This is a genomic window from Aliiroseovarius sediminilitoris, assembly GCF_900109955.1.
Taxonomy (GTDB): domain Bacteria; phylum Pseudomonadota; class Alphaproteobacteria; order Rhodobacterales; family Rhodobacteraceae; genus Aliiroseovarius; species Aliiroseovarius sediminilitoris.
In genome coordinates this window covers 319,541-345,196 of sequence record NZ_FOJB01000001.1, presented here as the reverse complement: position 1 = coordinate 345,196, position 25,656 = coordinate 319,541, and the positions used below count along the sequence as shown (strand labels likewise).

The 25,656-nt window shown below is 58.4% G+C and carries 25 protein-coding genes; 13 read left to right on the top strand and 12 right to left on the bottom strand.

The window, feature by feature from the left end; translation table 11 throughout:
• Nucleotides 1-24: 24 nt before the first annotated feature.
• Nucleotides 25-411: a DUF1761 domain-containing protein gene (locus tag BMY55_RS01645; protein ID WP_322787709.1), complete on the top strand. Its 387-nt coding sequence runs from the start codon at nucleotides 25-27 to the stop codon at nucleotides 409-411.
• A 249-nt stretch (nucleotides 412-660) separates the two neighbouring features.
• Here BMY55_RS01645 and BMY55_RS01640 read toward each other — a convergent pair whose 3' ends face one another.
• Nucleotides 661-1,002: a DUF2853 family protein gene (locus tag BMY55_RS01640; RefSeq protein WP_091427723.1), complete on the bottom strand. Its 342-nt coding sequence runs from the start codon at nucleotides 1,000-1,002 to the stop codon at nucleotides 661-663.
• Nucleotides 1,003-1,170: 168 nt separating this feature from the next.
• Here BMY55_RS01640 and lysM point away from each other — a divergent pair, with 168 nt between their 5' ends.
• Both lysM and trpB read left to right on the top strand, forming a co-directional pair.
• Nucleotides 1,171-1,590, top strand: a complete 420-nt coding sequence (gene lysM / locus BMY55_RS01635) for a peptidoglycan-binding protein LysM (RefSeq protein WP_091427721.1) — start codon at nucleotides 1,171-1,173, stop codon at nucleotides 1,588-1,590.
• Nucleotides 1,591-1,735: 145 nt separating this feature from the next.
• Nucleotides 1,736-2,944 (top strand): tryptophan synthase subunit beta, encoded by a 1,209-nt coding sequence (gene trpB, locus BMY55_RS01630; protein WP_091427719.1) that lies wholly within the window; start codon nucleotides 1,736-1,738, stop codon nucleotides 2,942-2,944.
• Between the two features lie 67 nt (nucleotides 2,945-3,011).
• Here the strand turns inward: trpB and BMY55_RS01625 are convergent, their stop codons facing one another.
• On the bottom strand, nucleotides 3,012-3,626 hold the full coding sequence (locus BMY55_RS01625) for a hypothetical protein (protein ID WP_143064267.1): 615 nt from the start codon (nucleotides 3,624-3,626) through the stop codon (nucleotides 3,012-3,014).
• Nucleotides 3,627-3,784: 158 nt separating this feature from the next.
• Nucleotides 3,785-5,176, bottom strand: a complete 1,392-nt coding sequence (gene ahcY, locus BMY55_RS01620) for an adenosylhomocysteinase (RefSeq protein WP_091427713.1) — start codon at nucleotides 5,174-5,176, stop codon at nucleotides 3,785-3,787.
• A gap of 137 nt (nucleotides 5,177-5,313) precedes the next feature.
• On the opposite strand from ahcY, the gene BMY55_RS01615 reads away from it, so the two are divergent.
• On the top strand, nucleotides 5,314-5,910 hold the full coding sequence (locus BMY55_RS01615; RefSeq protein WP_091431921.1) for an HD domain-containing protein: 597 nt from the start codon (nucleotides 5,314-5,316) through the stop codon (nucleotides 5,908-5,910).
• 123 nt (nucleotides 5,911-6,033) lie between these two features.
• On the opposite strand, the gene BMY55_RS01610 is transcribed toward BMY55_RS01615, so the two are convergent.
• The 3 genes from BMY55_RS01610 to BMY55_RS01600 all read right to left on the bottom strand — a co-directional run bounded on the left by BMY55_RS01610 (nucleotide 6,034) and on the right by BMY55_RS01600 (nucleotide 7,636).
• Nucleotides 6,034-6,369, bottom strand: a complete 336-nt coding sequence (locus tag BMY55_RS01610) for a hypothetical protein (protein WP_091427710.1) — start codon at nucleotides 6,367-6,369, stop codon at nucleotides 6,034-6,036.
• The gene (locus BMY55_RS01605; RefSeq protein ID WP_091427707.1) at nucleotides 6,369-6,923 is read right to left on the bottom strand and encodes an ActR/PrrA/RegA family redox response regulator transcription factor; all 555 of its coding nucleotides are present in this window, start codon (nucleotides 6,921-6,923) and stop codon (nucleotides 6,369-6,371) included. The genes BMY55_RS01610 and BMY55_RS01605 overlap by 1 nt, the downstream gene beginning before the upstream one ends.
• An 83-nt stretch (nucleotides 6,924-7,006) precedes the next feature.
• Nucleotides 7,007-7,636, bottom strand: a complete 630-nt coding sequence (locus tag BMY55_RS01600; RefSeq protein ID WP_091427703.1) for an SCO family protein — start codon at nucleotides 7,634-7,636, stop codon at nucleotides 7,007-7,009.
• Between the two features lie 137 nt (nucleotides 7,637-7,773).
• Here BMY55_RS01600 and regB point away from each other — a divergent pair, with 137 nt between their 5' ends.
• From regB to trxA, 8 genes are all read left to right on the top strand, one after another.
• The gene (gene regB / locus BMY55_RS01595; protein ID WP_091427700.1) at nucleotides 7,774-9,156 is read left to right on the top strand and encodes a sensor histidine kinase RegB; all 1,383 of its coding nucleotides are present in this window, start codon (nucleotides 7,774-7,776) and stop codon (nucleotides 9,154-9,156) included.
• A 99-nt stretch (nucleotides 9,157-9,255) separates the two neighbouring features.
• A complete protein-coding gene (locus BMY55_RS01590; protein WP_091427697.1) occupies nucleotides 9,256-10,839 on the top strand; it encodes a PAS-domain containing protein in 1,584 nt (527 codons plus the stop codon).
• Between the two features lie 41 nt (nucleotides 10,840-10,880).
• Nucleotides 10,881-11,378, top strand: coding sequence for a tRNA (adenosine(37)-N6)-threonylcarbamoyltransferase complex ATPase subunit type 1 TsaE (gene tsaE / locus BMY55_RS01585; RefSeq protein ID WP_091427693.1), 498 nt, complete (start codon nucleotides 10,881-10,883; stop codon nucleotides 11,376-11,378).
• Nucleotides 11,375-12,388: an aminoglycoside phosphotransferase family protein gene (locus BMY55_RS01580; protein ID WP_091427691.1), complete on the top strand. Its 1,014-nt coding sequence runs from the start codon at nucleotides 11,375-11,377 to the stop codon at nucleotides 12,386-12,388. Before tsaE ends, BMY55_RS01580 begins: the two co-directional genes overlap by 4 nt.
• Nucleotides 12,370-13,062: a nucleotidyltransferase family protein gene (locus BMY55_RS01575; RefSeq protein WP_091427690.1), complete on the top strand. Its 693-nt coding sequence runs from the start codon at nucleotides 12,370-12,372 to the stop codon at nucleotides 13,060-13,062. Before BMY55_RS01580 ends, BMY55_RS01575 begins: the two co-directional genes overlap by 19 nt.
• Nucleotides 13,046-15,991 (top strand): double-strand break repair protein AddB, encoded by a 2,946-nt coding sequence (gene addB, locus BMY55_RS01570; RefSeq protein WP_091427688.1) that lies wholly within the window; start codon nucleotides 13,046-13,048, stop codon nucleotides 15,989-15,991. Before BMY55_RS01575 ends, addB begins: the two co-directional genes overlap by 17 nt.
• Nucleotides 15,988-19,359, top strand: coding sequence for a double-strand break repair helicase AddA (gene addA, locus BMY55_RS01565; protein ID WP_091427687.1), 3,372 nt, complete (start codon nucleotides 15,988-15,990; stop codon nucleotides 19,357-19,359). Before addB ends, addA begins: the two co-directional genes overlap by 4 nt.
• Nucleotides 19,360-19,395: 36 nt before the next feature.
• On the top strand, nucleotides 19,396-19,716 hold the full coding sequence (gene trxA, locus BMY55_RS01560; protein WP_091427685.1) for a thioredoxin: 321 nt from the start codon (nucleotides 19,396-19,398) through the stop codon (nucleotides 19,714-19,716).
• A gap of 77 nt (nucleotides 19,717-19,793) precedes the next feature.
• On the opposite strand, the gene BMY55_RS01555 is transcribed toward trxA, so the two are convergent.
• Entirely contained in the window at nucleotides 19,794-20,396 is a 603-nt protein-coding gene (locus BMY55_RS01555) for a L,D-transpeptidase (protein ID WP_091427683.1), read from the bottom strand.
• 172 nt (nucleotides 20,397-20,568) lie between these two features.
• On the opposite strand from BMY55_RS01555, the gene dalA reads away from it, so the two are divergent.
• A complete protein-coding gene (gene dalA, locus BMY55_RS01550; RefSeq protein ID WP_091427682.1) occupies nucleotides 20,569-21,063 on the top strand; it encodes a divisome-associated lipoprotein DalA in 495 nt (164 codons plus the stop codon).
• A 20-nt stretch (nucleotides 21,064-21,083) separates the two neighbouring features.
• Here the strand turns inward: dalA and BMY55_RS01545 are convergent, their stop codons facing one another.
• The 5 genes from BMY55_RS01545 to hslO form a co-directional block, all read right to left on the bottom strand.
• Nucleotides 21,084-21,578, bottom strand: coding sequence for a L,D-transpeptidase family protein (locus tag BMY55_RS01545; protein ID WP_091427680.1), 495 nt, complete (start codon nucleotides 21,576-21,578; stop codon nucleotides 21,084-21,086).
• A gap of 105 nt (nucleotides 21,579-21,683) precedes the next feature.
• Complete coding sequence (locus BMY55_RS01540) at nucleotides 21,684-22,904, bottom strand: class I SAM-dependent RNA methyltransferase (RefSeq protein WP_091427679.1); 1,221 nt, start codon at nucleotides 22,902-22,904, stop codon at nucleotides 21,684-21,686.
• A complete protein-coding gene (locus BMY55_RS01535) occupies nucleotides 22,901-24,046 on the bottom strand; it encodes a CCA tRNA nucleotidyltransferase (protein WP_091427678.1) in 1,146 nt (381 codons plus the stop codon). The genes BMY55_RS01540 and BMY55_RS01535 overlap by 4 nt, the downstream gene beginning before the upstream one ends.
• The gene (locus BMY55_RS01530) at nucleotides 24,043-24,654 is read right to left on the bottom strand and encodes a CoA pyrophosphatase (protein ID WP_091427676.1); all 612 of its coding nucleotides are present in this window, start codon (nucleotides 24,652-24,654) and stop codon (nucleotides 24,043-24,045) included. The genes BMY55_RS01535 and BMY55_RS01530 overlap by 4 nt, the downstream gene beginning before the upstream one ends.
• Entirely contained in the window at nucleotides 24,632-25,624 is a 993-nt protein-coding gene (gene hslO / locus BMY55_RS01525; RefSeq protein ID WP_091427674.1) for an Hsp33 family molecular chaperone HslO, read from the bottom strand. Before hslO ends, BMY55_RS01530 begins: the two co-directional genes overlap by 23 nt.
• Between the last annotated feature and the right edge of the window lie 32 nt (nucleotides 25,625-25,656).

Here is a 25,656-nt window from a genome sequence, read left to right as displayed (position 1 = left end):
AAAGCGCGCACAGGAGGATTGTTCATGTTGCAGGTCTTAATCTCGGCCATCGCGGGCTACGCGTTTGGCGCGGTTTGGTATATGGCACTTGCCAAGCAATGGGTGAAAGCGACTGGTATCGCAGTCGATGAAAACGGGAAGCCCGTCGACAAGTCACCCTTGCCTTTCATCGTCGCGTTCGTCAGCGCGCTCGTGGTCGCTGGAATGATGCGGCACATCTTTGTCATGGCTGGAATTGATACAGTTGGCGAAGGCTTGACCACGGGACTTGGGCTGGGCCTGTTCGTGGTGGCACCCTGGATCGTGAACAATGTGATGTTCGGCGATCGCAACAAAAGCCTGATCTGGATCGACGGCGGTTATGCCGCGGGCGGTTGCGCGGTGATCGGGCTGGTGCTTGTCCTGTTCTAGTGTTCTGAAAAAAGAGAAAGGAGGGGCTGACGTCTCGGCCCCTCCTTTCCACCCCACGTGCTCCCCAGCACCACAAGCGTCTTTGAAATTCGGGTCCGGCCATCCTAGCCTTCGATTTGACAGTAGCGGCCAGCGCGCCGCGAGGCAAGCTTGCTTTGCTTACAATACTATTCAAAATCAATATCTTAATGCATCACTAAAAAAGGCGCCGCCGAAATGGCAGCGCCCTTGCATCACGTCGCAAACAGCTTAGCCGTAGACGGATTCCTTGCCGAAGTGCTTGACCAGCATGTAATACACAACGGCCCGATACTTGTTACGCTCGCTACGACCATAGGTGTCGATGACGGCATTGATTGCTTCCATCAGTTGCGGGCCATCGGCAAGACCCAGCTTCTTGACCAGGAAATTGTCTTTCACGGTCTCAAGCTCGCTGTCCTGTCCAGCCGCAACGGTAGACGCATCGGCATTGTAAATCGCAGGGCCGCAACCGATGGTCACTTTGGTCAGCAGGTCCATATCCGGCGTCATACCGCATTTCGATTTCAGATCATCCGCATACTTTGCAATCAGTTCGTCACGTTTACCCATTTTGGTCTCCCATAATTTTACCAACGGGCCGAAGCCCAATTCGACAACGAGACTAAGCTCAATCGTAAATTGGTCAAAGGAAAAGTTTACCTTTGTATTCCCCCTAGGCATCTGCGCTGATTTCCCGCAGGATGTCGCCGGTCGTATGTTTTTGTAACGGAGGAAATCATGGGTCTTTGGAGTTTTGTGAAGGGTGCGGGAAAATCGCTGTTTGGTGGCGGTGATGAAACAGCATCTGCTGACAGTTTGAACAAGGAAGTGGCTGATTTGGGTATCGACACATCCAAATTGGACATCAAGCTGGACGGCGAGAAGGTGACAGTAAAGGGCGGCGAGAACCTGAGCGCGGAAGATCGCGAGAAGGTCATTCTTGCCGTTGGCAACGTCGAAGGCGTCGCCGAGGTTGAAGCCGACCTGGATGGCGAGCCAACATTCCACACTGTGGAAAAAGGCGATACGCTTTGGGCAATCTCGGAAAAGACGCTGGGCAATGGCGCGCGCTACAAAGAGATTTTTGAGGCCAACAAGCCTATGCTGAAAGACCCTGACCTGATCTATCCCGGTCAGAAGCTGCGCATCCCCGGCTAAAATCGTCATGATCATGGATAAGCGGTCCGTTCAACAGCGGGCCGTTTTTGCTGCAAAATCAAGACCTGCGGCAATTTTTACCTTGTGGCAAAAGACAAGTCCCTGTCTGATCCCCTGAAACTTGCAAGCAAGGATCAATGACACGATGGCATCATACTTGAAATCCACCCCCACCCGTGACGGCATGTTCGGAAACTATGGCGGCGCAATGTTACCGCCGCCGCTTGAACCGCATTTCAAGGAAATCCGCGACGCCTATGACCGTATCTCAAAGTCGGCCGATTTCATTGCCGAGCTGCGCCATATCCGCAAGCATTTCCAAGGACGACCGACACCAATCTCTTACCTCAAGAACCTGTCGAACCTGTCTGGCGGGGCGCAAATCTATGCCAAGCGCGAAGATCTGAACCACACCGGCGCGCACAAGCTGAATCACTGCATGGGCGAGGGGCTGTTGGCAAAGTTCATGGGCAAGAAAAAGCTGATGGCCGAAACCGGCGCGGGTCAGCATGGCGTCGCGCTGGCGACTGCTGCGGCCTATTTCGGGCTGGAATGCGAAATTCACATGGGCGAGATCGACATCGCCAAGGAAGCTCCGAACGTCACCCGCATGAAGCTTCTGGGTGCCAAGGTTGTGCCGGTCGGCTTCGGTGGACGTTCGCTCAAGGAAGCTGTGGACAGTGCGTTTGAAAGCTATATGGGGCAGGCAGATACCGCTCTGTTCGCCATCGGATCAGTTGTCGGTCCACACCCTTTCCCGCTGATCGTGCGCGATTTCCAGCACATCGTCGGGATTGAATCGCGTGAGCAGTTCCTTGAGATGACCGGCGGGCTACCCGACATGGTCGCCGCCTGTGTCGGCGGCGGGTCAAACGCGATGGGTCTGTTTTCCGGCTTTATCGACGACGAAGACGTATCGCTGCATGGAGTAGAGCCGATGGGCACGTCGTCCAAGCTGGGCGATCACGCGGCCACGATTACCTATGGTGAAGACGGAGATATTCATGGGTTCCGCACCATGGTTCTGAAAGACGAGAACGGTGATCCAGCACCGGTCCACACAGTCGCCTCTGGTCTGGACTATCCCGGTGTCGGACCAGAGCATGCGCATCTGTATCGCACCGGCAAAGCGAACTATACCTCCGCTGACGACAAAGAGGCTCTGGCGGCTTTCTATGCGCTCAGCCGTCATGAGGGGATCATCCCGGCCCTGGAAAGCGCACACGCCGTTGCCTTCGCAATGCGCGAAGCACCGAAGAACCCCGGCAAGTCGATCCTGATCAACCTGTCAGGGCGGGGCGACAAGGATATTGACTATGTCACCGAGACCTTCGGGTTTGGTGACAACCTGTAAATCAAAAGCGCCGCCCCGAAGGGCGGCGCATTCAGGTTATCCGCCAAGTTTGAGAGTGACATCTGCACTATTGAGTTGTGGTCTCTTCGGTGGTCTCACCTTCCGTAGTGCCCTCATCGGTCATGTCACCTTCTTCTGTCTGCGTGGCATCATCCGTGGCCGGTTCATCGGTCGCGGCATCTGACTCTGCGGCACCTTCTTCGGTTGTCATGGAGCTGCTATCACCGGCCTGGGTCAACAATGTGCCGATGGACGTTTCCGCTGGCAGGTTCTCGGCCATGGATTCGTCGAATTCCGGATAGGTCTTCAACGTTTCCTTGTCCGTATCAAGCCGCAGCGATAAGCCGTCCTCACCGAGTTTGAAATCGGTCAGCGGCAGGGCGACGGTGTATTCACCGAGACCGAGGAACCCCCCGATACCCAGCACGACTTCAGGGCCACCAGCCCCCGAGATCACATAGTCGATCTCGCTGATCCGTTCGCCCTCCGGGTCATAGACGAATGTGCCGATCATGTCGCCAACAGTCATTTCCTCAAGGCTCATGAACTTTGGTGCGATCACCGCAGTGTCCGCACCCCCGCTTGCCACGCCCGTTTCGGGGGTGGCCGTGTCCTGCGCCAAGGCACCACCGGCGATCATCGTTGCAACCGCCGTGCTCATCCAGAAATACTTGAGTGTCATATCATATCTCCTTTCATTGCTGGATATGGATACAGGCACAACGAAGCAGGACGGCCTTGGTTCCCGGCGACGGCGCAGCCGTTTTGAACCGGCAGTTTGTTGCCGGAACGCACACTTGAGGCTTGCGAATTTCCGCCGCTTCGCGCGACGGCTATCAATCAATACCGATAATGCTCGGGCTTGAACGGCCCTTCGGGTGTGACGCCAATATAGGACGCCTGCTCGCTGCTCAGCGTGGACAGTTTCACACCGATCCGATCCAGATGCAGGCGGGCGACTTTCTCGTCCAGATGCTTGGGCAGGATATAGACGTCGTTCCCGTAGTCGTCACCCTTGGTCCACAGCTCGATCTGCGCCAACACCTGGTTGGTAAAGCTGGCCGACATCACGAAGGACGGGTGGCCAGTGGCGTTGCCGAGGTTCAGCAAACGCCCCTCGGACAGAAGGATCAGACGGTTGCCTGACGGCATCTCGATCATGTCCACCTGTTCCTTGATGTTGGTCCACTTGTGGTTCTTCAGGCTTGCCACCTGAATTTCATTGTCGAAGTGGCCGATATTGCCAACGATGGCCATGTCCTTCATCGCGCGCATATGCTCGATGCGGATCACGTCCTTGTTGCCGGTGGTGGTGATGAAGATGTCGGCGTCAGCCACCGCGTCTTCCAGCGTCACAACCTCGAACCCGTCCATCGCGGCTTGCAGCGCACAGATAGGGTCGATTTCGGTCACTTTCACGCGGGCGCCAGCGCCACGCAACGACGCGGCAGAGCCCTTGCCAACGTCACCGTAACCACAAACAACAGCAACCTTACCCGCCATCATCGTGTCGGTGGCGCGGCGGATACCGTCGACCAGCGATTCCTTACAGCCGTATTTGTTGTCGAATTTCGACTTGGTGACGGAATCGTTCACGTTGATCGCGGGGAACGGCAACTGGCCTTGCTTCACCAGATCATACAAACGGTGAACGCCCGTGGTGGTTTCCTCGGACACGCCTTTGATCTGGCCACGCATCTTGGTGAACCAGCCCGGGGTGGCCTTCATACGCTTCTTGATCTGGGCGAAAACCGCCACTTCCTCTTCCGAGGTGGGCGTTTCGATCAGGTCTGTCTCGCCGTTTTCGACGCGTGCGCCCAGCAAGATATAAAGTGTCGCGTCACCGCCATCATCCAGAATCAGATTCGGGCCGTCGGGGAACATGAACGAGCGGTCCAGATAATCCCAATGCTCTTCCAGCGACTGGCCCTTGATCGCAAAGACAGGCGTCCCCCCCGCCGCTATCGCCGCAGCAGCGTGATCCTGGGTCGAGAAGATGTTGCACGACGCCCAGCGCACATCAGCGCCCAGCGCAACGAGCGTTTCGATCAGAACAGCGGTTTGGATGGTCATGTGCAACGACCCGACAATGCGCGCGCCCTTCAATGGTTTGCTCTCACCATATTCGTCGCGCAGTGCCATCAGGCCCGGCATCTCGGTTTCTGCAATATCCAGTTCCTTGCGGCCAAATTCGGCAAGGCTGATGTCTTTTACTATGTAGTCTTTGGTCACGGTGTTTCTCCGATACAGAACCCAATACGTTTTGCAGGTGCCGTAACATCCTATGGACGGGCTGGCAATCAAGCCTGATTGACTCGCGGTCCAAAAACACCAAAGTGCGCCTCGAAACACGCGAGGAGACCGCCACAATGCCCAAACAGCCCCGCGCATGGCAACGCATGCTGTCCGGTCGTCGTCTGGATCTGCTGGACCCGACCCCGATGGATATCGAGATCGAGGATATCGCCCACGGTCTGGCTTTCGTCGCGCGCTGGAACGGACAGACCTTTGGCGATTTCCCCTATTCCGTGGCCGAACATTCACTGCTGGTCGAAACGCTCTATTCCCGCATGAACCCCACCGCGCCTGTGAAATGGCGGTTGGCGGCGCTTCTGCATGATGCGCCGGAATATGTGATTGGCGACATGATCTCGCCGGTTAAATCGGCAGTCGGTCCGGCCTATGGCGAGATGGATGACCGGTTAATGGCGGCCATTCACATAAAGTTCGGTCTGCCCGCCAAGCTGCCCGACACCATCAAAAGGGCGATCAAGCAGGCGGATCGGATCTCGGCTTGGCTGGAAGCCACCCAGATCGCGGGCTTTGCTGTCGAAGAAGCCAACAAGTTTTTCGGAACGCCGGACCCAAAACAGATCGACGGACTGACGATAGTGCTGCGCGCACCCGCCAATGTGCGCAAAGATTTCACAGACCGACACCTTGCACTGTTGGGGCAGATGACATGATCTCGACACCAGAAGCCCACGCCGCAGACGCACAGGCCACGTGTGACCTTCTGAACCCGATCATTCGTGAAGGATCCACAGCTGCATCGGTCAGAATTCGACGCGCAAGCGGTTCGATATCGCCTAGGCGCAGGTTTGCCCCTGACGCCCGCTCGCGTCACGCCAACCGACGAACCGCTCCCGTGTGAAGGTCAGAACCAGATCATCCCACTGCAACTGCTGCACAACGCCTGCGGGGCAGCCATCCAGTGGCAGCACCGCATGGCGGCCCAGTTCGCGGTCCATGGCAGGCACGACACCTTTGGGCGACCGCCCAAAATCTATGCGCTTGTTCACCGGATCGACCTGAAGCCCTGCGGCATCCGGGCGAACGACCACCGCGCTGCGCGTCGATGTCGGTGTCGGCGCAATACAGGCCGTCAGGCCCGACAATGTCGCAAGAAGGATCAGCAAACGCATCACTTGGGGCTACGCTTGGCCAGAATTCGCTGCAAGGTGCGGCGGTGCATGTTCAGACGCCGCGCGGTTTCCGACACGTTGCGATCACAAAGCTCATAAACCCGCTGAATATGCTCCCATCGCACACGATCGGCCGACATCGGGTTTTCCGGCGGCGGCGGCATGGCATCCGACTTGGCCAGCAACGCATTCATCACGTCATTCGCATCAGCGGGTTTTGACAGGTAATCATTCGCGCCAATCTTGACCGCCGACACCGCCGTGGCAATCGCGCCATAGCCCGTCAGGACCACGATGCGGGCATCGGGTCGTTTTTCGCGAATGGTTTCAACGACATCCAGTCCGTTGCCATCCTCAAGCCGCAAATCAACAACGGCATAGGCAGGCGGACGGGCCGTGGCAATCGCCTTGCCCGCAGCAACGGATCCAGCCGTTTCCGGTGCAAATCCGCGTTTTTCCATCGCACGCGCCAAACGACGCAAAAAAGGTTCGTCATCATCCACAAGCAGCAGGGATGCGTCCTCGCCGATCGCGTCTAGTTCCTGTGCTGTCATCGGACCAACCTCCGGTTCGCGTCTTATTCAACTTTACCTATGCATTTCGCACCGTAAGGTCAAATTCAACGCGCCGAAACCGGCTATTTGTCTGAGGCGTCAATGAAACATCCCGCACGGTCGGCCAATTGCTCGGGCGTTTCGTCGCGTTTGAAGAAATCGGCAAACCCTTTGTCCGGGAACATCAGGTATGTGAAGGTCGAGTGGTCCATCAGGTAATACTCTTCCTGACCCTCTTCCGGCTCTTGCTTGCGATAATAGGTTTTGTAGGCTTGACTTGCGGCCTTCACCTGCTCTGGCGTGCCAGTCAATCCGATCATATCCTCGTGCATATAGTTGGTGAAATCCGCCAGTTGCTCGGGCGTGTCACGGTCCGGGTCGATCGAGATGAACACGGACTGAATGTCATAGCCGCGATCCTGCAAAAGGCGCATCGCGTCGGCATTACGCGCACTGTCCAGCGGGCAGACATCCGGGCAAAACGTATATCCGAAATAGACCAGGGTGGGCTTTGTGATCACATCCTTGTCTGTCACCGGCTTGCCGGTTTCATCGGTCAGCTCGAACGGTCCCCCGATGGAAGCCGCCCCAGTCCCAACCGCCCCGGCCCGGCACTGCGCAAACTTGTCGGTTTCGCCGGTGGTGACATACCAGGTCGCCCCAAGCAAAGCTGCGACGGCTACGGCCCCGGTAATTGCATATGGACGCATCATCGGCTTACTCCTTGATAACGTGTCGACATTGATCCGCTTTTTGCGCAGGACTAACAAGGGGTCAGAATGACACAACCCAAGACCAGCAAGCGATGGATCACATGAGCGAGAACAGCACGGGGCCTCTTAACCATCGGATGTTTCAGGCGGACGCGGATATCCTGCCGGGTCGCTGGGTGCGGTTACGCACGCTGGTTGTGCTGCGTTGGGCCGCTGTTTTCGGCCAGGTCGCCGCGATTGCCGTGTCGATCTATGTGTTCTCGCTGCAAATCCCGCTGGGATTGGCGGCGGTGGCCATCGGGCTGGCGGTGATCGCCAATCTTGTTTCGCTGGCCGTGTTTCCCAAGAACGCACGCCTGAACGAGCGGGACGCGACCGGGATGCTTCTGTTCGACACGCTTCAACTGGCCTTCATGGTCTTCCTGACCGGCGGACTTCACAACCCGTTCATGGTGCTGATCGTGGCCCCCGTCACCGTCGCCGCGACCGCGCTGTCCACCCGTGCCACCGTCATTGTGGGCAGCGTCGCGATAGCGGCTACGACGGCGGTCGCGGATTTCAACATCTCCCTGCAAACCCAGGACGGTGTGGCGGTTCTGATGCCCGATCTGTTCGTGTTCGGCATCTGGGTGGCAGTGGTGACATCCATTGGCTTTGTTGGTCTCTATACCCGCCGAATTTCGTCCGAAATGCGGTCAATGTCCGAGGCGCTTCTGGCAACCCAAATGGCCCTGTCGCGCGAACAGAAGCTGACCGATCTTGGCGGCGTGGTGGCCGCTGCCGCGCACGAGCTTGGCACCCCCTTGGCCACGATCAAGTTGGTCGCATCCGAACTTGTCGATGAACTGGACGATCAGACCGATCTGCGCGAAGACGCGGCCCTGATAGGTCAGCAGGCTGACCGCTGCCGCGATATTCTTCAGTCGATGGGCCGGGCGGGTAAGGATGACATGCTGATGAAAAGCGTGCCTCTTGTCACATTGGTGGAAGAAGCCGCCGAGCCCCACGCAGATCGCGGTAAAGCGCTTGAAATCTCGGTCGTGTCGCACCTCAACGACCCGACCGATGAGCCTGTCGTCGCGCGCCGCCCCGAGATCATCCATGGTCTGCGGAACCTGATCCAGAACGCTGTCGATTTTGCGACAACGACGGTCTGGATCGAGATCGACTGGACCCGGACTGAGATCAAGCTTCGGATCATTGATGACGGGCGCGGCTACTCGCCCCAAGTGATCGGCTGGATCGGCGATCCGTTCATTCGCGGCAAGAAACCCGCGCAGGACAAGGGACGGCGCCGCGAATACAAGGGGATGGGGTTGGGTCTGTTCATCGCAAAAACCCTTTTGGAACGGACCGGCGCCAGGCTGAGCTTTGCCAACGGAACCGAACCCTATACCGGCCGGCCGCACCCGCGCGAAAAGTCAGGTGCCATTGCGCAGGTCGTCTGGCCTCGCACCACTGGAGGGATCGAACGCAAACCAGTCGAAGGTGGGCTGGGTGAAAACATCCCGTTCGGCTGACCGAGCACCGCGATTAAACCTTCATTAACCAACCCGTGAGTAGGGTGGCCTCACGACCAGCGCGGCGCAACGGGTGCGCAGCGGCAGAGAGGTGCGCATATGATTAACACACTGCTTACAATCGGGGTTGTCCTTGCCGCATTTCTGGCCGCGTTCATAGCGCTGCTTGCCCTGTCTTGGGTTGAAGCGCGACGGCGAAAAAGCCTGCGCGACGACGCCGATGCAGCGGATGACCAGATGGTGTTTCTGTTCGACGACGAAACGCTGTGCGACGCGACGCCAGCGGCGCGTCAGATGTTGTTGGCCGGTCGGCCCGACGGTCCTGACACGGATTGGCAGCGGTTTGCACAATTGCTTCAAAATCGCTTTCCCGATCTGACGAAACACATGGGCGAATTGGCCGATCTGGGCACGCTGACCCTGACCTCCTCGGATGGAAGCAACCGGATTGTCGCGGAATGGCGCAGTGGTTTGGCGCGGATCGAACTTATTGACAGCGAAAGCCACACCACCTCCAAAGCGATGGACCGGCTGAGCTTCGACGCTATGCAGCACGAACTTGAAAGCCTGCGCGCCACGTCCGAGCATCTGCCGCTGATGGTGTGGCGCGAAGACGAAGGCGGCGCGATCACCTGGGCCAACAAATCCTATCTGGATCTGGCCGAAAAGATGAACGACACCGGCGATCTTGCGGCATGGCCACCGTTGAAGATATTTCAGCAGGGACAGCTGAAGGAGGTGAAGGACCTGACACAGCCCGGTCGGGTTGCGATCCAGCTTCCGGATGACCAAACGCGGCACTGGTTTGACCTGCATGACGCCGTTTTAGGCAATGATAGACTCTTTACTGCTGTTCCGGCTGATCGGATTGTTCAGGCAGAAACCTCACGCAACGAGTTCATCACGACACTGACCAAGACCTTCGCGCATCTTCCCATTGGCCTTGCTATTTTTGACCGTAAGCGGCAATTGACCCTGTTCAATCCTGCACTGACAGATTTGGTCGCATTGCCGGTGGATTTCCTTGTCGGTCGGCCGACCCTGTCCAGCTTTCTGGACCGGTTGCGCGAAAAACGCATGATGCCAGAACCGAAAGACTACATGTCATGGCGGCAACAGATGTCCGATCTGGAAGCCGCGGCAGTGAACGGAACCTATGAAGAAACATGGGCACTTCCCACCGGGCAGACCTATCGTGTTACCGGGCGACCCCATCCTGACGGCGCTGTTGCGTTTCTGTTTGAAGATATCAGTGCGGAAATATCACTGACCCGCCGTTTTCGGACCGAGCTTGAGATGGGGCAGGCCGCACTGGATGGCATTGACGATGCCATTGCAATCTTCAACGCGGGCGGCGTGCTGACGATGTCAAACAAGGCCTACAGCATATTATGGCAGGACGATCCGTCGGTCAGTCTGGGCGACGTCAATCTTGGGGACGCCATCAAGACGTGGCGCAAGGCCTGTGACGACACGCCGCTTTGGCAGAACCTTAAAGAGTTTGTTGCCACAAACGGCGAGCGGGAACCCTGGGACACCTCGGTGATGCAGTCAGATGGCCGAATGCTGACTTGCTCGGTCGCTCCGATGATGCGCGGCGCCACGATGGTGCGCTTCGGATTTGCAGCGACCGAAGCCCAACCCGTCGCGTCTGCCGAGAAGTTCCTGACCGCCGGTGCGTGATCGGGCTTGCGTCACCCTGACAGAGGGATAAAACTCCTGCCATGTCGCAGGCGTTTTCTCATCAGGGTCTTTTCCCCTCACCGGATCACACCCGGCAATTTGCGGAAAACCTGTCGGCTTATCTACGCAGCGGCGATGTAATCTTGCTGGAAGGCGGGATCGGTGCCGGGAAAACGCATTTTGCCCGATCGTTGATCCAGGCGCTGCAAGCCAGAACATGTCGCGTGGAAGATGTTCCCTCGCCAACATTCACGCTGGTTCAGACCTATGACGTCGACCCATCCGAGATCTGGCACGCGGATCTTTACCGCCTGTCCCATCCTGACGAGATCGAGGAGCTGGGGCTTACGCAAGCCTTTGACGACGCCATCTGCCTTGTCGAATGGCCGGATCGTCTGGGCGACCTTTGGCCGGAACGCGCCCTGCTTATGTCATTCGATACCAGCGCAGATCCGGGTCGCGAAGATCATCGTGTGATCACATTCACAGGCCCCAAACACATCTGGCAAGACCGCGTTCTGGGCGCATTGCCGTCATGAGTAACCGCGCAAATCAAAGGTCGCAGTTCCTGATTGATGCCGGCTGGCAATCCGCCACCTTGGAACCCATCGCGGGCGATGCCTCTGCACGAACATATCAGAGACTAACGCACCCAGATACACATCAAACGGCCATCTTGATGGACGCACCGCCGGATCGCACCGGTTCATCCGCACCGTTTATAATGGTTGCCGACTACCTGACACAATCCGGCCTGTCGGCGCCCGAGATATTTGCACATGATCTGGAGGCTGGCTTTCTGCTGCTAGAAGATCTTGGGGATGCTCTTTTTGCGAATGTGATCACAAATGATGCAGCGCGTGAGCAACATCTCTACGAAGCCGCCCTTCACGTGATCTGCCATCTGCACGCCCATCCCAACCAGTCGCTGCCGAAATATGGGCCAAACGAAATGGCGCAGGCCACTGATCTGGCGTTTCTACATTACCAGACAACGCTGCCCACCGAACCCGGCGACGATGCGCGTCACGCCAAAGACTTGCTGCGCGAGCTTCTGGCCCAACTGGGCGAGTTCACCTGCGTATCCCTGCGCGATTTTCATGCCGAGAACCTGATATGGCTGCCCAAGCGCACAGGGGTTGCGCGCGTCGGCCTGTTGGATTTCCAGGACGCGGTGCAAACCCATCCAGCCTATGATCTGATGTCGCTGATCCGGGACGCACGGCGCGACGTGTCGCCCGAACTTGCCGATCACCTGATCACGTTGTTCTGCCAGATCAAAGGCTATGACGAACCATCGTTCCGGGCCGAAGCCGCACTGATCTCGGCCCAACGCAATCTGCGCATCCTGGGTATCTTCGCCCGCTTGTCTCGGGTGATGAACAAACCCCATTACGTCGATCTGATCCCGCGCGTTTGGGCACATTTGCAAACCGATCTGTCACATCCGTCGCTTGCAAACCTGTCGGCGACGTTGACCCCGCTTCTTGAACCGCCAACCCGGGCCTTCCTGCAAATCCTGAGGACTCCATGCCAGACACCGCCATGATCTTTGCAGCCGGTCGCGGCACGCGCATGGGCGCGCTGACCCAGACAATTCCCAAGCCGATGATTCCGGTGGCGGGCAAACCGTTGATCGACCATGCGCTCGCGCTTGTCGATGACAGCCCAATCAGGAATATAATCATCAACCTGCACCATCTGGGCGACCAGATCGTCGATCATCTTGATCTCCGGGATATCCGGTTCTCGCACGAAGACAGCCAACTGCTTGAAACCGGGGGAGGGTTGAAAAAGGCTCTATCGTCGCTGAAAAGCGAAAGTATCGTCACTCTGAACTCTGATGCGGTCTGGACGGGACCGAACCCAATTCCGCCTTTGCTCAAGACTTGGGACCCCGGTCGAATGGACGCGTTGTTGATGCTCGTCGCGCCACAGAACGCCGTCGGCCACACAGGTCAGGGGGATTTCCTGATGGCCGAGGACGGATTGCTTCGTCGCGGTGCGGGGCTGACCTTTACCGGCTGCCAGATCATCAAAACCGAACCCGTCGCAGCGGTTGGGGACGATGTATTCTCGCTCAACGTCGTATGGGACCGGTTGCTGGCAGGTGGACGCGTTTTCGGGCTCGAACATCAAGGGCGCTGGTGCGATGTTGGCCATCCCGAAGGGATCACACTTGCCGAAACCATGCTGAAGGATGCAAATGTTCGACCCATCTGACACCCCGCGCATTTTCGGCACACCACCAGGCGTCGATTTCCCGCAAGCTCTGGTCACTGGTATTCTGGATCGCGTCGCGCCGTCCAATCCGGACGCCTTGGCGCGCATGGAGGTGTTCGTGAACACAAGCCGGATGCAAGCCCGTGTCCGCGCCTTGTTTGACGGGCAACCCCTGTTTCTGCCTCGCATCCGCCTGATCACCGATCTGGCTCGCGATCCGGCGCTGCACGAGGTGCCATTGCCGGTGGCCCCACTTCGGCGACGGCTGGAGTTGCGCCAGTTGATCGCAGCGCTCTTAGAGCGCGAACCAGATCTTGCCCCCAAAGCTGCGGCCTTCGATCTTGCCGACAGCCTTGCCGATCTGATGGACGAAATGCACAGCGAGGGCGTCCACCCGCGGGACCTGCATTCGCTTGACGTCGGCGAGATGTCTGAACATTGGGCCAGAAGTCTGAAGTTTATTTCGCTTGTCGAACACTATTTCAATCACGAAACGCTGGATGTTCCAGATGTCGAAACCCGCCAGCGCATGGTTGTCGAAGCGACCATCGCAAAATGGCACACTCAACCGCCGGAACACCCGATGTTGATCGCCGGATCGACCGGCTCGCGCGGGGCCACCGCATTGTTGATGGATGCGGCGGCGCGCCTCCCGCAGGGCGCGGTGATCCTGCCGGGGTTCGACTATGACATGCCGAACCAGACCTGGGCAGAGTTAGACAATGATTTCTCGGCGCAGGATCACCCGCAATACCGCTTCGCCAGCTTTCTGAAACGGGTTGGTCTGACACCATCCGATGTGCCGCGCTGGACCCAAGACGAACCACCAGAACCCAATCGCAATCGGTTGGTATCACTCGCCCTGCGTCCCGCGCCGGTGACAGATCAATGGCAGGTCGAGGGCAAGGCGTTTCAAGGCATCAAAGCTGCAACCCAGAACCTGACCTTGATTGAAACCCGCACCCCACGCGACGAGGCGCTGGCCATCGCCGTCGTGTTGCGTCGGTCAGTGGAAGATGGCGCATCGGTTGCCCTGATCACCCCGGATCGGAACCTGACCCGACAGGTGGCGGCCGCGCTGGACCGCTGGCGGATCGTTCCCGATGACAGCGCCGGGCGTCCGCTTGCACTGTCAGCGCCGGGGCGGCTGTTGCGCCAAAGCGCACAGCTTCTGTGTGAAGAGACCACCGGCGAGACGTTGCTGGCGCTATTGAAACACCCGCTGACCCACAGCACCGCAGGCACGCGGGGTAATCATCTGCGCTGGACCCGTGACCTTGAGCTGGACGTGCTGCGAGGCCGTTACGCGCCGCCCAACATCGACGCGTTGACGGATTGGGCTGCCAGGTTCCCGGACGAACCCGCGCGGAACGTGTGGGCCAGCTGGGTCGGCCAGACGTTTCTGAACCAGATGCAAGCAGGTGAGCATTCACTAACGACCCTTATCAACCAGCATGTTGATCTGACCGAGCGTATAGCCCGTGGCTGCGCCCCGGATGGAACGGGGGAGCTTTGGGAGCAATCCGCGGGGCAGAAAGCGCTCGAAACAGTCTCTGACCTTGCTGGAAATGCAGAGTATGGGGGCAAGCTATCCGCTTCTGCCTATCGCGATCTGTTTGCGTCGGTTCTGAACGCCGGTGTTGTGCGCGACCCAATCACACCACATCCCGGTGTGATGTTCTGGGGCACATTGGAAGCCCGCGTTCAAGGCGCGGATCGCGTCATTCTGGCCGGATTGAACGACGGAACATGGCCGGAACTTCCCGGCCCTGATCCGTGGCTGAACCGAAAAATGCGATTGGATGCCGGGTTGTTATTGCCGGAACGCCGCATTGGCCTGTCTGCACATGATTTCCAACAAGCCATAGCGACGCGCGAGGTGTTTCTGACCCGCTCCACCCGCGATGAGGACAGCGAGACCATTCCGTCGCGCTGGCTGAATCGGTTGTGCAACCTGATGGGCGGTATGTCAGAGGCCGGAGAGCAAGCGCTGAAGGACATGCGGTCGCGTGGGGCGGACTGGTCAAAACTGGCGGGCCAGTTAGACACCCCCACGGTGCTGGTCTCTCCCGCCCCGCGCCCATCGCCCGCCCCCCCGGTGTCGGCCCGCCCGACAGCGCTCTCGGTGACGGGTGTGACAAAGCTGATCCGTGATCCTTATGCGGTTTATGCCGACAAGGTGCTGCACCTCCGACCGCTGGACCCGGTGCGCCAAACTGCTGACGCGCGTATTCGCGGCACGGTTCTGCACCGTGTCTTCGAACGCTTCGTTGCAGAAGCCCCGCCATGCGCCGATCACGAGGCCGAAACCGCGCGCCTCATGAACATCGCCCGCGAGGTTATGGAAGACCACGTGCCTTGGCCCGCTACACGCATTCTTTGGCAGGCCCGGATCGGGCGTGTCGCGGATTGGTTCGTGAACGAAGAACGAGTGCGGCGCGCCAATGCGGACAATCTTGCCAACGAGGTTTGGGGCGAGGTCACGTTCGACGATATTGGCTTCACCCTGCGCGCCAAGGCGGACCGGATCGATCAACGACATGACGGGCAGCTTGAGATCTACGACTATAAATCCGGGCAGCCGCCCACCGACAAAATGCAGACGCATTACGACAAGCAACTGCTGCTGGAAGCCGTAATTGCGAAGTTGGGCGGGTTCAGAGACATATCCGCCGCCCTCGTCGCAAGTGTTGCCTATATCGGGCTGACCCCGCAGGAGACGAAGCCCGTGCCGCTTTCCGCGCGGGACATCGACGTGGTCCAAGACGAACTTCTGACCCTGATCCAAGCCTATCATAGACCGAAGCAGGGGTTTACCGCCCGACGCGCTGTGCACAAACAGCGATTTGATGGCGACTATGATCACCTCGCCCGGTTCGGGGAATGGGATGACAGCGATGAGCCGGTAACGATAGGGGTGGGGCAATGACATTTGACGACGCGACGCTCAGTCAGATCCGGGCCGCGGACCCGCGCAACTCCACCTGGTTGTCGGCCAATGCCGGGTCGGGCAAGACGCGGGTCCTGACCGACCGGGTGGCGCGGTTGTTGCTGGATGGCGTCTCGCCGCAGAACATCCTGTGCCTGACCTATACCAAGGCCGCTGCCAGCGAGATGCAGAACCGTCTGTTCAAACGGCTGGGTGAATGGGCGATGAAGGATGACGACGCCCTCGCCACCGCCCTGCACGATCTGGGGTTGGAGGGCACGCGCGATCTATCACTGGCGCGCCAACTTTTCGCCCGCGCGATCGAAACACCCGGCGGGCTGAAAATCCAGACCATCCACGCCTACGCCGCGTCTTTGCTGCGCCGTTTTCCGATGGAGGCCGGTGTCTCGCCGCAATTCACAGAAATGGACGACCGCACCGCCAAAGAGCTGCGTGCCGAACTGCTGGACCGGATGAGCGAAGGACCGCTTGCACCGCATGTGGTCGCCCTATCGCAGCATTTCACCGGCGAAGACATGGCGCAGCTGACCGCCGAAATCACCGGCAATCGCACTTTGTTCATTGATCAGCCAACCGAAGCCGAGATAGCCGGATGGTTCGGCATATCGCCCGCACTGGATGAGCATTCCATACTGAATGCGCTTTTCAAACCTGGTGATCTGCATATGCTGGTCACACTTCGGGATATTCTGGCAACCGGAAGCGCCACCGAACAAAAGGGTGCAGATTATCTGGCAGCCGTCGATCTGTCCGCCCCGTCCTTCGATGTTCTGAACCAGTGTGCCCGGTTCATGATTAATCAAAAGCCACCATATTCCGCTAAGATAGGGTCTTTTCCAACCAAAGCGATGCGCGCCGGTGATTGTGCAACCATCATGCCGCAACTGGACGATTTCATGCAGCGGGTCGAAGATGCGTATCTGGCACGGCTCGCCCTCTCGAACGTCAGGCGCACAACCGCATTGCACGGATTTGCTCATCACTTCGTGCGCCTTTACGAAGACGCGAAGTTGGAGCGGGGGTGGCTGGATTTCGACGATCTGATCCTGAAAGCAGGCGCGATCCTGACCGATCCGGCGATTGCGTCCTGGGTCCTGTTCCGACTGGATGGTGGGATCGACCATATTCTGGTGGACGAGGCTCAGGACACCAGCCCCGCACAATGGCGCATCATTGACAATCTCGCGCGCGAGTTCACCAGCGGCTTTGGCGCGCGAGACGATGTGGACCGCACAATCTTCGTGGTCGGCGACCCGAAGCAATCCATCTATTCCTTCCAAGGGGCCGAGCCTGCCGCTTTTGATCGGATGCGCGCCACGTTTGCCGACCGCCTTTCCCAGATTGGGCGAAACATGGTGCAGATGCCGCTGGAATACTCATTCCGGTCATCCCGCGCCATTTTGGAATTCGTCGATTTCGCGTTGACGGCGCGCGGCGGGTTGGGTGGCGATTTCCTGCACCGGGCGTTTTTCCGCGACTTGCCCGGTCGAGTCGATCTGTGGCCTGCAATCGAACCCGTCAACCATGACGAGGATCGCGATTGGCATGATCCGGTCGATGCCCCGTCACCGCAAGATCACCGGGTGCAACTGGCCGAACACATTGCCGACGATATTGATCGCATGATCAAAACCGAGACTATTCCCGCGGAAAAGGGCGAACACCGCCCGGTTCACGCCGGTGATATTCTGGTGCTTGTCCGGTCGCGCAAAGAACTGTTCCATGAAATCATCCGTGCCTGCAAGACCCGCGCCATACCGATTGCCGGGGCGGATCAGTTAAAGATCGGCGCCGAACTGGCGGTCAAGGATCTGACCGCGCTTCTGTCGTTCCTGGCGACGCCAGAAGACGATCTGTCGCTGGCCGCCATCCTACGCTCACCTCTGTTCGGCTGGTCCGAGGACGATCTGTTTCGTTTGGCGCACCCGCGCAGCAAAGGTAAATTCTTGTGGCGTGCGCTGTCTGACAAGGCAGGCCAATATCCCGACACGATGCGAGTGTTGCGGGATTTGCGCAATTCCGCTGACTTCCTACGACCCTATGAGTTGCTTGAACGCGCTTTGACCCGCCATGGCGGTCGTCAGAAGTTTCTGGCGCGGTTGGGGCAAGAGGCGGAGGACGGGATCGACGCCTTGCTAGCGCAGGCCATCGGGTATGAACGGTCAGGCACGCCCAGCCTGACCGGGTTCCTGACCTGGCTGCAAACCGATGATGTGACGATCAAGCGTCAGATGGATTCGGTGGGGCGCCAGGTTCGGGTGATGACCATTCACGGCTCAAAGGGCCTGGAGGCGCCGATTGTGATTTTGCCTGATCTGGCTCAACAGAAGGCATCGTCGATGCCCCCCGTGGCAAAACTTCCGGATGGGCAGGCGTTCTTTTCACCCAAGCAAGAGGATCGCACCGAAACGATTGAGGCGGTGGCGCGCGACATCAAAGACGCCGAAACCGAAGAGCGAACAAGGCTGCTTTATGTCGCGATGACACGGGCAGAACATTGGTTGATTTTGGCGGCGGCGGGCGCTCTCGGCAAATCCGAGTCCGATGTCTGGTATCGCATTTGCGAGGGTGCAATGAACAAGGCGGCGGCTGTCGATTGCGATTTTCCAACCGGGCCGGGCAAGCGGCTTGCCGTCGGGAATTGGCCCGCGCCGCAGCTACATGAACACGCCGAAAGCGGGAACGATCAACCCGACCTGCCCAAATGGCTGACTTCGCGGGTGGAAGCGCCCGCGCTGGCCGACAAACCCATCTCACCTTCTGATCTGGGGGGTGCAAAGGCGCTTCCCGGCGAGGATCATTTTGGCACCAGCGGTGACGCCAAGAAACGCGGTCGGCAGATACATCTGTTACTGGAACACCTGCCGCAGATTCCACAGGCCAAGTGGAAGGAAACGGCACGCTTCCTGCTTGGAGCGGGAGAAGATCGCGCGTCGGACGCCGAGCAGTCCGCGCTGCTGGAGGAAGCCACGCGCGTTCTGACCACCCCCGCACTGACCCCGATCTTTGCAAGCACTGATCTGGCCGAAGTACCCGTCACGGCCAGTTTGTCGCAATTCTCGGGGCGTGTTCTGCACGGGGTGATTGATCGACTGATCATATCCGACGAAGAAGTAGTTGCAGTTGATTTCAAAACCAACCGTATCGTGCCCGCGACGCCCGAAGACACGCCAGGCGGATTGCTTGTGCAGCTGGGCGCATACCGGGCTGTGCTAAGCCAGATCTACCCCGACCGCCATGTGCGCACCGCGATCTTGTGGACACAAAGCTGTGAATTGATGCGTTTCGATAATGCTTTGGTGGATGCGGCCTTCAGCCATCTTGACGCAACCCGCCTGCCTACCTAGGTTCACCACAACATATAGTTATCAGGAGAATACAACATGGCAACTGTAGCTGTCACCGATGCCACATTCGAGCAAGAAGTTCGCCAGTCAGACCTTCCCGTGATCGTGGATTTCTGGGCCGAATGGTGTGGCCCCTGCAAGCAGATCGGCCCTGCACTGGAAGAACTGTCGACCGAGTATGAGGGCAAAATCAAGATCGTGAAGGTCAATGTGGACGAGAACCCGAATTCGCCCGCCCAAATGGGTGTTCGCGGCATTCCTGCTTTGTTCATGTTCAAAGACGGTCAGGTTGTATCGAACAAGGTTGGCGCCGCACCAAAAGCCGCACTTCAATCATGGATCGATGAGAGCGTCTGATTCTCATAACCTGACCTGAAACAGAAAAAGCCCCGCCAATTCAGCGGGGCTTTTTCTTTGTCTCGTCAACACAATGCTCAGATCAACAGTACCTGCGTGCCATTCTTGGCGTAACCAAACAACTCTGCGATATGCTCGTTGTAAAGCCCGATACACCCGTTCGACGACTGGCGTCCGATCTTGCGCGTGTCTTGTGTGCCGTGGATGCGATAATATTGCCAACTTAGATACAGTGCATGGGTGCCCAGCGGGTTATCCGGCCCCGGACCCACGAAGGACGGCCATTCGGGATTGCGCTTTCGCATTGCAGGTGTCGGGGCCCAAGACGGCCCCTCGACCTTGCGAATAATGCTGGTGCGACCGCGACGCGTCAGGTCTTCGGACATCGGCACCGAGGTCGGGAACAGGCGATAGATCGCTTGATCCTCGGACCAATAATGCAAACAACGCGAGCTGATATCGACCAGAATTGCGCCTTTGCGCGTATTGTCAAAATAAGGCTCCCACCGCAACGAGCGGAAGCTGGAGATATTTCGTTTAACAACCTCTGTCAGGTCGCGTTCGCCCTGGGTTGTATTCTCGAACTGTGCAAGCGCAGGCGTTGCCAACCCGCTTGCGACGGCAATCGTTCCCCCAAGAAATGCACGCCTGCCCAACTGGGCCTCAGGTTTCTTCTGCATTGCTCATCTCCAAAAAACTCGCATGTTTGCATGGTTTATATTGCGCTTGCGCATCAGTCGCAATTCAATCGGGTGTTATCGGCCTATTCTCGCAAAGCCGTCATTTGCTACTTGCCAATACTCACGATAGACAGGCGCGAATACAACGATTTTCTTGGATGAGAGACTGACTATGCGCGTGTTCTTGATGGCTGTTGCCGCAATATTCGCCCTTTCTGCGTGTGCTCCGACAAGCGAAGGCACCGGTGGTGGGGTCAAAATATACCGGATCTCGTCTGGACAGACGTCGAAGGTTCAATATCGGATGTTGGACAGCATCAACCAACTGCGCCAGGCCGCTGGCGCACAACCGGTTAAGCTGAATTCACAACTGAATGCCGCTGCGTTGACACATGCCCGTGACATGTCGGTGCAGAACCGACCCTGGCATTTTGGATCGGACGGATCCTCGCCCATTGATCGCGCTCGCCGCGCTGGATACACCGGCACTTATTTGGGTGAAAACATCTCGGAAACGTTCGAGACCGAGCTTCAGACCCTGTCGGCCTGGATGAGTCAACCAGACACCCGACGGATCATCCTTGATCCGAACGCCCGCGATCTTGGTTTTGCATGGCTGCAAGAACGGAATGGCAAAATCTGGTGGGTGATGGAGATGGGCGGTTAATCCACCCATCCTGCCCCGCCTTACGGGTTGATATCAATCACAGTTCCCAAGCGAACCATCGTAAAGATTTCGCGGATTTCGTGATCCTTCACCGAGATACAGCCAGCCGTCCAATCGTCCCGTTTAGGGTCTTGCGGGCGCCTGCCGCCATGGATGAAAATCTCGCCGCCCGGTTTGCGTCCGGCGGCGCGGGCCTGTTCCACGTCTTGGCGATTGGGATAGGACACGCCGATTGACAGATAGAAGGCGCTTTTCGGATTACGCCGATCAATGACATAGCGCCCTTCGGGTGTTTTGCCATCACCTTCGTATTTCTTTCGGCCTTCCGGGGCGAATCCAAGTTCGATCCGATAGGATTTCAAAATCTCGGTCCCATGCATCAGATACAGCTTTCGGTCACCCTTGTTGACGATGATCTGCGTCACTTCCGGCCCATCATATGCATATTGCTTGGTGCCGCAGGAGGCGACAAAGACCAAAGACAGGACGGCAAGTATCGTTAATACGGCTCTCATTTGGTGTCCCACGCTGCTCGCATTTTTTCGATTATGGTAGATCAGATAGACTACAACACAAGAAAAATTGACGTCAGATCACCCTATCGGCGATTCCCGGGTGTTTTACGCCTTGGTGAAACTCGCGACTTGCTCGGTATGGGTGGACCAACGGAACTGATCGATGACCTGAACCCAGTCAAGGCGGTATCCGGCGTTCACCAAGGTCTTTGCATCGCGCGCAAAAGTTTGCGCGTTGCAGGACACCATGGCAATCCGTTTGATGTCGGACACTGCAAGCTGTTCAATCTGCGCCTCGGCGCCAGCGCGGGGCGGATCAATGACCGCGGCGTCAAAGCGCGCCAGATCCTCGGCGATCAGCGGATTGCGAAACAAGTCGCGCACTTCGGTCGAGACATGGCGCAACCCCTGCGTCTGGCGCCACCCAAGGGAAAGGGCATCCGTCATAGCAGCGTGGCCTTCGACCGCATGAACATCTGCGGATTGCGCCAAGGGAAGCGCGAAAGTTCCACATCCGGCAAACAGGTCGATCACGGATTGTGTGCCGCCGACAATCTCGCGCACCGCATTCAGCAGGGCCTCTTCTCCCTCACGCGTGGCTTGAAGAAATGCGCCGGCCGGCGGCACGACCGCTGCGATGCCGAACATCTGCACGGGTGGCGTTTCGGTGGCAATCACCTCGCCATTCCAACTCAGTCGCGCAAATCCATAGGCGTGAAGGGTTTGGGCCAAATCAGTCTCTAACGCACGATCAAGCGGCTTTCCGTCCGCGACCGACACATCCAGCCCAGCTGCGGATTGCACAACATTTAGTGACAACTCTCCTTTGCGCGACACGCCCAGTTTGGTCAATTCGCCCATGGCCGGAAGGGCGGCCAGTATGTCGGGGTGAACAAGCTGGCATCTGGAAATTTCGGTGATCGTGTCCGACCGGCGCCCGTGAAACCCGACAATCGCGCCTTTCTTGCCCCGCCTTGCAGACAGAACAACCCGGCGGCGCGAACGAGCAGGCGAAGTTCTGATTGGTCGAAAATCTGGCGTCAGGCCATGTGCGGCCAGTGCGGTTTTGACCACCTCCACCTTCCAGTCAGCGACAAACTGATCAGAGGCGTGCAACAATGCGCAGCCCCCACACGCGTTGTAATGCGGACAGGGCGCTTTGACCCGATCAGGCGATGGCGTCACGATCCGCGGCGCAGCAATGCGCCCGTCCGCAACCTCGCCCGAGATCTCTTCTCCGGGCAGGCAACGGGGTGCGAAAACCGGACCGGGCGCAATACCGTCACCCAGATGGCCCAATCGCTCGATCACATAGGTTTGGGTCACGACAACAGGTCCTCTCGTTGCAGCGTGAAGCCCGATGCGATCCAAAGGCTTTCCAGGCGCCGCAATTCATCGCCCAGCGCGGGGCCTGAATATGTCGGAAGCAAATCAGCAGGTCGAACGGGGAATACAGCTTTCGCGCCCTTTTCGATCTCGGCCCAGACCTCTGTGTTGATATCCGCGCCCATCTGCGCCGCGCGCAGAAGCATCATGCCCGCGGCAAGGTCTGCCCCGTGACGATAGGCAAGCTCTCCTGCCCCTTCCGTCGACCCCATCGCGTTCCGCAGCAACTCAAGCCTTTTGCGATCACGCTTGGACAGTCGAAGGCGGTCGGCAACGTCCACACCGCCCAACACGGCGAGTCGACGCAGCGGGTCAGGCGCGCGCTGGCCTTCCAGATGAATCAGAACCGGCAAAATGCGTGCATCCACACCGGGCAGAACCGCGCCCAGAACGCCGACCTGTGCCATCGTGCCAACCGCTGCCGATGGGTCCGGTGCCGCCAGCAGTTTCAACATCTCGACACCGACACGCTCCCGTGAAAGCGTCTCTAACCCAGCCAAGTTCGCGGCAATTCCGGCCAAGGCGTCACCATCCATCCCGCCGGACGGATCGCCATACCAGGCGTGGAAGCGAAAGAAGCGCAATATCCGCAAGTAATCTTCGCGGATACGGTCGCCGGGATCATCAATGAAGCGCACGCGGCGCGCGGCTAGATCCGTCAGACCGCCCAGCGGATCAACGATCCAACCGTCTGGCTTTGCATAGAGCGCGTTCATCGTGAAATCGCGCCGATGCGCGTCATCCTCAAGCCTGTCGGAAAAGGCAACCACGGCGCGCCGACCGTCCGTTTCGACATCCTTGCGAAAGGTCGTAACCTCCAGCCCCTGCCCCTCGGCCACCACGGTGACAGTGCCATGGTCAATGCCTGTCGGCACTGCGCGCAACCCGGCATCCTCGGCGATTTTTACCACCTGGTCTGGTCGCGCGTCGGTGGACAGATCCAGGTCTGAAATAGCTGCTCCCAAAAGGTCATTGCGCACGCACCCGCCCACAAAATACACCTGATGACCCGCGTTCGCGATCATCTCGCAGACTGCCTGAGCGGCAGGTGTATTGATCCAGTCACCTGTAACGCGGGTCATTGCGGCAGCCTTTCAGCAAGGGCGCGCAACATCCGTGCTGTCGCCCCCCAGATATAATAAGGCCCGAAGGGAACCGTTTCATACAGGCGCATCCGGCCCTGCCACATCCGCCCCTGATGAGCATAATTGGCAAGGTTAGAGACATGTTTGAACGGAACAGCGAAAACTTCCTCGACCTCGCCAATTTCGGCAACGATATCGAACGGCTGAGAGATGAAACCGATCACTGCGGTGACGGAAAATCCGGTTACTGTTTCATGTGGCGGCATCTGTCCAATAAGCTCGACCTGTGTCGGCGGCAGTCCGATCTCCTCATGCGCCTCCCGCAACGCCGCGGCAATGACATCCGCATCGCCCGGATCAACCTTGCCGCCCGGAAAGGCAATCTGGCCGGGATGATGCTTCAGCGCCGAAGATCGTTTGGTCAGGATAAGCTGTAGCTCGCCCCTCTCCTCGATCAACGGAACCAACACACCTGCGGGGCGAAGCTTTCGATTGCCCGGCAGATCTATGTCGGGGGTCAGATCAAAATCCGAACTGCCCGCGCCCGCTCGGGCAACCGCCGTCCGGATATTGTCCAACACATCAGTCACCCGGATCAACCGCATCTTTGCCCAGTGTGGTCGGATCAAGATCGTAATGCGCGCCACAGAACTGGCAATCTGCGGTGACACGTCCGTCATCCGTGGTCATGTGACCAATATCGCGGGCGGAGTAGATTGACAGGCTTTCGCGCACCCGATCTTCCGAACAAGGACAGCCGAAGCTGACGGCTTGCGGGTCAAACACGCGCGGCGCTTCTTCGTGGAACAGGCGCACCAGCAGATCGGTGGGCTGAACGGACGGTCCGACCAGTTCCAATTCTTCCACCGAACTGAGCAGAATATTGGCACGGTTCCAGTTCTCGGCATCATCATCCGAAAGCAGATCCTGCGCGGACAACAATCCACCCTCACCCGAGCCACCTTCGCCCGTCACCTGCGGCGAAGCCTTGGGCATGTGCTGCAACATGACCCCGCCTGCCCGCCAGCTTTCAGTGCCGCCCGTCCAGGTCGACTTCCCGAAGGTCAAGTGAAACCGCGTCGGCAACTGCTCGGACTGGGCAAAATAGGCTTGCGCGCAATCCGACAGCGATTGGCCGGCAATCGGCGTCATCCCGGTATAGGGTTTCTGTTCGCTGCCCTGATGGATCAGAACGGCAAGATACCCCTTGCCAACCTGCGGAAAACCCGGCGCGTTTGGTTCCAACCGGTCTTCGTCGAAGCTGGCATAGGCGCGGATCGTGGCAGGATCGCCTTCTTTTTCAGGCGCATAATAATCGGTGGCAATCAGCCGGGCCGGACCGTCACCACGCACTTGCAGCGACAGTTTCCACTGCATCTTGATGGTCTGCCCAATTAGCGCGGTGAGCATGGCGGCTTCGGCAACCAATGCCTCGATCGCCGGGGGGTAGTTGTGCTGCGATAGAATGGTGTCCAATGTGCCGTCCAGCCGCAACACCCGCCCGCGAATGTCGCTGCGATCCAATTGGAAGGGCAGGATGGTGTCATCCCAGGCGATTTGGGTTCCAAGAGTCATGGGGTTTCCTATCAGCGTTCAGCTTGGCATAC